The sequence below is a fragment of the Arsukibacterium sp. genome (assembly GCF_036735525.1).
Lineage (GTDB): Bacteria > Pseudomonadota > Gammaproteobacteria > Enterobacterales > Alteromonadaceae > Alishewanella.
Window position 1 is genome coordinate 1 of record NZ_DAINOE010000115.1, and the last position, 6,721, is coordinate 6,721.

14 protein-coding genes are annotated in these 6,721 nt (G+C 46.8%); 12 read left to right on the top strand and 2 right to left on the bottom strand.

The window, feature by feature from the left end; genetic code table 11:
- The 9 genes from V7D78_RS15455 to V7D78_RS15495 all read left to right on the top strand — a co-directional run.
- The coding region (locus V7D78_RS15455; RefSeq protein WP_333609356.1) for a hypothetical protein at positions 1-478 on the top strand (478 nt) is incomplete at its 5' end.
- A 10-nt stretch (positions 479-488) separates the two neighbouring features.
- Entirely contained in the window at positions 489-845 is a 357-nt protein-coding gene (locus V7D78_RS15460) for a hypothetical protein (RefSeq protein ID WP_333609357.1), read from the top strand.
- A 1-nt stretch (position 846) separates the two neighbouring features.
- A complete protein-coding gene (locus tag V7D78_RS15465; RefSeq protein ID WP_333609358.1) occupies positions 847-1,044 on the top strand; it encodes a hypothetical protein in 198 nt (65 codons plus the stop codon).
- Between the two features lie 9 nt (positions 1,045-1,053).
- Complete coding sequence (locus V7D78_RS15470; protein WP_333609359.1) at positions 1,054-1,659, top strand: hypothetical protein; 606 nt, start codon at positions 1,054-1,056, stop codon at positions 1,657-1,659.
- Positions 1,659-3,083: a hypothetical protein gene (locus V7D78_RS15475; protein ID WP_333609360.1), complete on the top strand. Its 1,425-nt coding sequence runs from the start codon at positions 1,659-1,661 to the stop codon at positions 3,081-3,083. Before V7D78_RS15470 ends, V7D78_RS15475 begins: the two co-directional genes overlap by 1 nt.
- Positions 3,083-3,580 carry a structural protein gene (locus V7D78_RS15480; protein ID WP_333609361.1) on the top strand — a complete coding sequence of 166 codons (498 nt, stop codon included), beginning with the start codon at positions 3,083-3,085 and terminating at the stop codon, positions 3,578-3,580. The genes V7D78_RS15475 and V7D78_RS15480 overlap by 1 nt, the downstream gene beginning before the upstream one ends.
- Positions 3,564-3,962 carry a hypothetical protein gene (locus V7D78_RS15485; RefSeq protein WP_333609362.1) on the top strand — a complete coding sequence of 133 codons (399 nt, stop codon included), beginning with the start codon at positions 3,564-3,566 and terminating at the stop codon, positions 3,960-3,962. The genes V7D78_RS15480 and V7D78_RS15485 overlap by 17 nt, the downstream gene beginning before the upstream one ends.
- Positions 3,959-4,105: a hypothetical protein gene (locus tag V7D78_RS15490; protein ID WP_333609363.1), complete on the top strand. Its 147-nt coding sequence runs from the start codon at positions 3,959-3,961 to the stop codon at positions 4,103-4,105. The genes V7D78_RS15485 and V7D78_RS15490 overlap by 4 nt, the downstream gene beginning before the upstream one ends.
- Positions 4,098-4,265 carry a hypothetical protein gene (locus tag V7D78_RS15495; protein ID WP_333609364.1) on the top strand — a complete coding sequence of 56 codons (168 nt, stop codon included), beginning with the start codon at positions 4,098-4,100 and terminating at the stop codon, positions 4,263-4,265. The genes V7D78_RS15490 and V7D78_RS15495 overlap by 8 nt, the downstream gene beginning before the upstream one ends.
- On the opposite strand, the gene V7D78_RS15500 is transcribed toward V7D78_RS15495, so the two are convergent.
- Both V7D78_RS15500 and V7D78_RS15505 read right to left on the bottom strand, forming a co-directional pair.
- The gene (locus V7D78_RS15500; protein ID WP_333609365.1) at positions 4,240-4,602 is read right to left on the bottom strand and encodes a hypothetical protein; all 363 of its coding nucleotides are present in this window, start codon (positions 4,600-4,602) and stop codon (positions 4,240-4,242) included. The two genes, V7D78_RS15495 and V7D78_RS15500, sit on opposite strands and share 26 nt — an antisense overlap.
- 221 nt (positions 4,603-4,823) lie before the next feature.
- The gene (locus V7D78_RS15505; RefSeq protein WP_333609366.1) at positions 4,824-5,132 is read right to left on the bottom strand and encodes a helix-turn-helix domain-containing protein; all 309 of its coding nucleotides are present in this window, start codon (positions 5,130-5,132) and stop codon (positions 4,824-4,826) included.
- 233 nt (positions 5,133-5,365) lie between these two features.
- Between V7D78_RS15505 and V7D78_RS15510 the strand changes: the two genes are divergently transcribed.
- From V7D78_RS15510 to V7D78_RS15520, 3 genes are all read left to right on the top strand, one after another.
- Complete coding sequence (locus V7D78_RS15510; RefSeq protein WP_333609367.1) at positions 5,366-5,644, top strand: hypothetical protein; 279 nt, start codon at positions 5,366-5,368, stop codon at positions 5,642-5,644.
- Complete coding sequence (locus V7D78_RS15515) at positions 5,641-5,946, top strand: hypothetical protein (protein WP_333609368.1); 306 nt, start codon at positions 5,641-5,643, stop codon at positions 5,944-5,946. Before V7D78_RS15510 ends, V7D78_RS15515 begins: the two co-directional genes overlap by 4 nt.
- Positions 5,943-6,721 (top strand): hypothetical protein (locus tag V7D78_RS15520; protein WP_333609369.1); only part of this gene is annotated, 779 nt, incomplete at its 3' end. The genes V7D78_RS15515 and V7D78_RS15520, both read left to right, overlap by 4 nt.

Here is a 6,721-nt window from a genome sequence, read left to right on the forward strand (position 1 = left end):
CATTGACTCAGCAGTGACCAATCCAGTGCTAAAAGCCTTTGCCGAAAAATCAGCGGCAGCAAAGCCTGGCGTGCTGAAAAAATTCCGCCGCTATCCGGTATCGGTGGCCGCTGGCGTGAATGAAATTACAAATTTACCGCGCCCAGCCGGTGCAGCTATTGCGGCGATTCACGTTAAAAAATCGGACGCCACCAAGGCAGAATTAATTGTGGATAATAAATCCTGGTTTAACTTTACCAAAGCAATGGCCGAAGAAAGTCAGCGCCGTTATGGTCGATCGCCACAGGCAAATCATTTGCACCTGGATATGATGCTGCAAGGCGATATGTTCCAGACACTTAACTTTCCATCAGCGGAGCAACTGGCGAAAGGTGTTCCACCGGTGCAGGATATGCGCTTGCGTGTGGAGTGCGCTACGGGCGGCAATCTGGATGTGGTTGTAGAGTATATCGACGAATGGAACCCAAACGGATTCTAAGGGGCAGCGTATGAATGGTATTGATATTCCTTACAGTCAAAGCGTGTCCACGTCGGGCGGCGGATTCTGGGGCGGCTTTAACGCTACCCTGGCAGCCGCGCTGCAATACGACTTACAGCGGCAGCAGCTCAAAGCGCAGCAAAACAGCCAGGGCGTAGACCGCATGAGCTACAACGCTGTAATTGAAGTGCCAGCGGGTAAAGCGGTGAGCATTGATGAGCAAAAAATAACACCACAAAGCCAGGCTGGACAGCAACAGCAGGACGGTAGCGAAATAGTTATAATGGGTACACCGGTTAACAAAAACCTGTTGATTTTCTCAGCGGTTATCCTGGGTTTGGCCGTCTATTTAAAAAAGGGGCGGTAGCATGGATTTTACCGGCTTTATGGGCGGCGGTGGCGGATACTCAGGCAGCAGCAGTGCAACAGGCCAGACAGGAGATCAGGGTACAGGTCAATTTGTCGGCGGGTCGCTAAATAAAAACCAGCCAGGTAATAGCAATGCGCAATTAATTATGGTGGCGGCAGTTGTCGCCGCCGCGGTTTTTTTCGCGCTTAAAAAGTAGGGGCTGTATATGTTTGGCGGACTTTTTAACTCAAAATCAAAAACGACACAGCAGCAGACAACAACAAATAACAATTACAATATAGATAACTCGGACAACTCAAGGAATGAATTTTTTGACCAAAGTGACCGAAGTATCGGCGGATTTATGTCAGGGTCAACATTTGGCGGTGACGTCACCGTAACAGACGGAGGCGCGTTTGCAGTCGCATCAGATAGCCTTTATGCAATGGGTAGCCTGGGCGTTAACGCACTGGATAATATGCGGGTCGTGTCCAGTGATGCGGTGCTATCCAGCGCTAACCTGGCAAGTAACGTAGTGCAATCAACCAATGATTTAGCAGGACTAACCGCTAGCTATATGGCAGGCATTGCACAAGATTCGCTATATACCAATAGTAATCTATTTAAATCATTATCGGCAGATATTATGGCCAGCTCAGCAGACAGCCAAAACACGGTGCTGGATAGCACAAAATACGCGCTCCAGTTCGCGGATTCAGTAAGCCGAAGCGACGGGCAGCAGCTAGCAATCAGTACAAATAAAAATATGCTTGCACTGGTGGCGGTGATTGGCGTTAGCGGCGCGGCGCTTTTGATTTGGGGGCGTAAATAATGCTAAGAAAAGTAAGAATAGTCGGCGGTTTTGGCTTTATTAATGCCGAAATAAAGCATTTAAAAATCATTTCATCAGTAACGCCGGTAAGGATTCAGGCTATTGGCGCGGGTAACGATAGCGAAATATTGCAAACGGATTTTCGCGCACCAATGGCGACAGAATTTGAGCAAAGGGTGAAGAGGGTAGAGTTTTATGCAAAAGATGACCAGGTAATAGAAATCTGGGCGGGGCTTTTACCACTGGAATATATGCAGCTAACCGCCGTTGGCGGCATAGGGTTAAGGGCGGGACGCTCGTTATTATCGGGCGGCAGCGAGCTAGTGGTATCTGGAAACATGCGATCAAAAGTAAGGCTAAAGCCAGAAAAAGATATATTAATCGGCGGTTTTGGTGTGGGCGCGGATGGTTTTCCTGTATTAGCGGGTCAGGAAATTGACCTGGAAAGCGTGTCAGATATTTACGCATTTTCACCCCTGGCCATTATACAGCCAGGCAATAAAGGCATAACAGAGCATGGAATAACAGGATTAGCGCCGGAAAATAACACGGGCATTTTTGCAGATAGCCAAGGCTATTGGTATAAGGCAGGGCAGGGACTTCGACATTTTAATGGAGTTGATGAGCTTGTAACAACAACAGGTTCAAGAGCAGCATTAACAAAATGGCGGGATAAGGTACTACTAATAGAAAAAGGGGTAGGCAGCAATGAAACAAGATTATACGAGTTAACAAACCGGCAAAAAGTGCATTTAAAAACGTTTGCCAATGGCAATCTTAACTCAGGAAATGTAATACCTGACATTATCAACGATTTGCTGTTAGTGGATGATGGCAATATGGAGCTGATAAACCTCGAAAACCTGACAATGATTAGCAAAACAACAAAGGCGGCGCAATCAGTCGGGGCGGGGGCGCTAAAATTTATCAGCGAATCCGAGATAATGGCAGTAAATAACGGCACAGGCGAAAACAGAATTTTCAATATAGAGAATTTTACAGAGTGGCAACTGGTTTTCTCTGCAACATTTGCATCATACGTAGCGCTATCAAGCGGAGACTTGTACTGCATAAAGCAAAGTGGAACGGATGCACAAAGGCCGCACAGAAGCACAGACGGCGGAAGAACATGGACAAGGATTTCAGAAGTATCAGTAATAAACCTAAAAAGCTACGGCAATGTACTGATATACGCAGCCGGTAGGAATTTATACGCAGTAAATAAGAGCAGCGAATTTGTGCTGGTGGCAACGCTGAATAGCACTAATCATCCGTGGAATTTTATCGGCATTGATAAGGTGGGGCTGTTTGATAATCAGTTATATGTAAATTCGGGCACTGAAAAAATCTCAACAGCGGTGGAGCTGGATTTGTCAGGCACAGTGGAAACATTCGGAGTACATTTTTTAGAGTTTGTCATTTAATGAACAGACAGGCATTAACAGCGCTTGTTATTGTCGGGCTGATTTTTGCAGGGGTAGCAATGAACAGATATAACAAAAGCCAGCCGAGGGGCATCCGCAACAATAACCCGCTAAACATCCGAAAAAGCGGAACGGCGTGGCAGGGCAAAGTCGGTAACGATGGAGAGTTCGAGATTTTCAACAGTGCCCACGACGGTATCAGAGCAGCGGCGCGCAATTTGCGCACTTATGCAAATAGCCACGGATTGCGCACAATAGCGGGCATTGTTAGCCGATGGGCACCAGGAGCGGGCAGAAATGCCGACGGCAGCACTTACATACAGGATACGGGCGGCTATATTGCTAGCGTGGTAAGAAATACGGGAATAGCAGCGGATGACATACTGACAGCAACAGACTATCCGGCAGTCATTGCGGCAATGATTCACCACGAAAACGGCCAACAACCGTACAGCATTGACGATATTACCAGGGCGGTGAATGATGGATTTGCCTAACAAAAACACGTTATTAATCGGCACAGGACTATTATTGGTAGGCGCGGTAGTTTACCAGGCAATGCGGGTAAAGCAGGCCATTGCCGATACGCACAGCGCAGGGCGCGACGCTATAAAGCCGTTAACGGATGCAGCCTTTAATCTGTATTCCATGCTAAAAGGAAAGCCGGTGATGGTTGAAAGCAGTTATCCTGGCTTTGTGTTAAATGGAAGCTACATCAAGCCAGATGGAACTATAGATTTTCAGTGGCGGCAAAATATAACACTAATGCATGCGGGCAACGGTGAGCTATTTAGCCTGATAACCAACGAGCGCGGGCAGTTGTTGCACAGCTACCGTCATTTAATTAATAAAATCGTCGATAAGGACAGTACAAAATGAGAGACTTTTGGAAAAAACACAAAAAGAAATTTGCCATTTTAGCGGCGGCAATCGGAACGCCATTAGCCGGCGCGCTATTTGTTGTTACTGATACCGCACTGACAGAGCCAGTGCAGCAAGTGCAGACGCAAAAGCATGAATGAAGCTATTGTATTTTTAGAGCAGGCATTAGCTACCGGCGCGAACGGCGCAACGATAGCTATTGCCTATTTCCTGTTTAAAGTTGAACGGCGCGTGCATATACTAGAAGTAATGCAGGGTATCAGGCGCGCAGATGCTAAAAAGATGCAGGAACGCGAATAAAAGGCAGCATATCCCAATTAACCGCCTGCAAAACAATATCCAGCCGCTTGATAATATCAATAGTAATATAATGGCCTGACGGTAAATAAACGCCGTCATGCGCCAGCTTAACACCGGCATAGCGCCATTTATCCGGCAAATAATCACCATTGAGCAGCGTTTCAAAGTGGCAGCGGGCGCGACCAGGCAAGCCATGTTTAAGCCAGCGCTGGGCGGTTCGCTCAGAGACACCGCAAAAAGCCGCTATTCTGCGCACATCAGGCGAACCCGCATGAGAGAAAAAGCCAACCAGGTGCAACAAATCGCCGTCTTTTATAGATTTTGTTATCATTAGCATAATGTTTTTAATTCCGTTTAGTTATTACAGCGTCAAAAATACCGCTTTTAGGTAACTGCAATAAACGCGCCTTTGTAGGGGTTTTTTGAACAAAGGCCGGAATTAAACAGGTTTTCAGTTTTTTGCATATCACTGAAGCGCTTCAGTGATATTTAACATAATATACATTTTGCCTGCACCTATAATAAAAACACGTTATAGGGCAGGGGGTTAGCATACTATCAAGCGGCGTTATGCGTCATTTTGTCGTTTGCCGACATAGCCCTTTCAGCCACATCGGCCCAAAAATTAAAGACCTCATAAGAGCCAGCGCGGGAATACCTTTCAGCGTGTACGCAGGCCATGACAATTAAGGGATCAACCTCTAAAAGGTCAGCCACCTTTAAAGCCATTTCATCATTGAGAAAAGAACGTCCAGAGCGGTAATTAGTAATTGCACTGGTGGTTATTGATAGTTTTTTAGCTAGTTGATAATCAGAAGTGAGGCCGTAAGCGGCTTTTAGCTGATTAAGAAAATCAGTAGTTTGCATTTTGTTCCTGCCAGTTGTTCAAAAAACCCGCATTAAGAATAGGCCATACCGCAAGGTGTGTAAAGCAACAAGGCTCATTGTATAATGCAAGGAACTTTGTATATCCTAATTACGTTGCCTGCCAGGGTGACAAAACCCCACGGGCGGCGCTGGTTTTACTTAAATTTTGCCAGCGCTTGCCCAACCGCCGTGGGGGCGGTAATCGGGGCGGTTAAATAACAGGAGCAGAATTAGTGCAAAACCAAAACTATATACCACTTGGCAACCTACTAAAGCGCATGAAGGAAAACTGCACGGACAGCGCAGCGCTTGAAAGCATGGCCGCGCAATTCGCGTATTTATCGCATTTACACAACAACAAATTAAGCATTACTGAATTACAGCGCCGCACAGAGCGAGTGCAGGAGTTGCGCGCAAAATACCAGGCAACGATTGTCGATAATAGGGCAGTGTATAGAGCCAAAACAACGCAGGCCGTCAGCCGTTTAGCACAACTAAGGGTAGCGGCATGAGCATGTTAAGACACCATTTAAAATGGCATAAATACTACCTTGAGCAGTGCTTGGATTCTTTGATAGAGGCGGCTAACTGTGAATTAGCAGAATTACCAGAATCGGCAGATAGGCTTTACGAATTTGCACACTCAGAAGTGGCGCAAGTAAAGCAGGAAGTAAGCGCCATACTGGAAAAGTTGCAAATTGACCGCAAGTACAACAAGAACTTAGCACAACAAAAAACGGTAGTTATCAGCCGTATATTATGCGGCAGAATAGACAGCATAGAGCGGCGTTTGGCCGGGCGCGTTTTGCCATGACAGCAACAAGCAAGGCAGAGAAGCGCATAAGAGAAAAACTGGCAAAGCGGCAGCGGGAAACCGCCACCGCTGTTGCCGCTTGTGCAACAAAAAAAGATTGGACACTAACCGCGCTGAAAAAAGACACGATAGCACTTGAGGCGCTTGAGTGCTGGCAGGACACAGCAACAGTCTTGGCGGATTTGCCAGCCAGGTTTGAGCGCCAACTACTATCAGAATTCATCAGCCGCGCCAGGTCTGACATACACGGCGCGCAGGGCTGGGTGTGGCGGCTATTTAATAAAATACGTAGCGCGAACATGCCATTTAGCGCCATTGGCTCAGATGAAACAGCGGCATCCTGGGCGGCGCAATACTGCAAAGAAAAAACAAAAATTAAGTACCTTAACATTTTTACGCACTATGAAGCGCTGGCAAAAAAAGCGCAATTTGTTGGTTTTACCTATCCAAAAAAAGCCGAAATGACACCGCAAGAAGTGGCGGAAGCCGTAGCCATTATGAGTAAGCCGGAGTGGTGGCAGCGAAAAGCAAAAGTAGCAGCAGCCAGGGCGCGGGAGTATATCGCCATTTATCGCGGCCTGGTAAGCGTAAAAGCAAAAGCATATCAAAGGCCGGACGGCACGCTATTGGATAGCGGCTTGGGTAAAATGGTCACGGTTCCAGGTGATACCTATTTAAGCCATGAGGGCTTAACCAGTTACCGAGCCAGGATGAAAAAAGGCGAAGAATTTTTAGCGGCAAATTACATTGCCATAGAATCGGACAGCGGCATCAT

Excerpts from the sequence above, each read along its gene's own strand:
- V7D78_RS15460 (WP_333609357.1), top strand. The coding sequence starts at position 489 with ATGAATGGTATTGATATTCCTTACAGTCAAAGCGTGTCCACGTCGGGC.
- V7D78_RS15465 (WP_333609358.1), top strand. The coding sequence starts at position 847 with ATGGATTTTACCGGCTTTATGGGCGGCGGTGGCGGATACTCAGGCAGC.
- V7D78_RS15470 (WP_333609359.1), top strand. The coding sequence starts at position 1,054 with ATGTTTGGCGGACTTTTTAACTCAAAATCAAAAACGACACAGCAGCAG.
- V7D78_RS15475 (WP_333609360.1), top strand. The coding sequence starts at position 1,659 with ATGCTAAGAAAAGTAAGAATAGTCGGCGGTTTTGGCTTTATTAATGCC.
- V7D78_RS15480 (WP_333609361.1), top strand. The coding sequence starts at position 3,083 with ATGAACAGACAGGCATTAACAGCGCTTGTTATTGTCGGGCTGATTTTT.
- V7D78_RS15485 (WP_333609362.1), top strand. The coding sequence starts at position 3,564 with ATGATGGATTTGCCTAACAAAAACACGTTATTAATCGGCACAGGACTA.
- V7D78_RS15490 (WP_333609363.1), top strand. The coding sequence starts at position 3,959 with ATGAGAGACTTTTGGAAAAAACACAAAAAGAAATTTGCCATTTTAGCG.
- V7D78_RS15495 (WP_333609364.1), top strand. The coding sequence starts at position 4,098 with ATGAATGAAGCTATTGTATTTTTAGAGCAGGCATTAGCTACCGGCGCG.
- V7D78_RS15500 (WP_333609365.1), bottom strand. The coding sequence starts at position 4,602 with ATGCTAATGATAACAAAATCTATAAAAGACGGCGATTTGTTGCACCTG.
- V7D78_RS15505 (WP_333609366.1), bottom strand. The coding sequence starts at position 5,132 with ATGCAAACTACTGATTTTCTTAATCAGCTAAAAGCCGCTTACGGCCTC.
- V7D78_RS15515 (WP_333609368.1), top strand. The coding sequence starts at position 5,641 with ATGAGCATGTTAAGACACCATTTAAAATGGCATAAATACTACCTTGAG.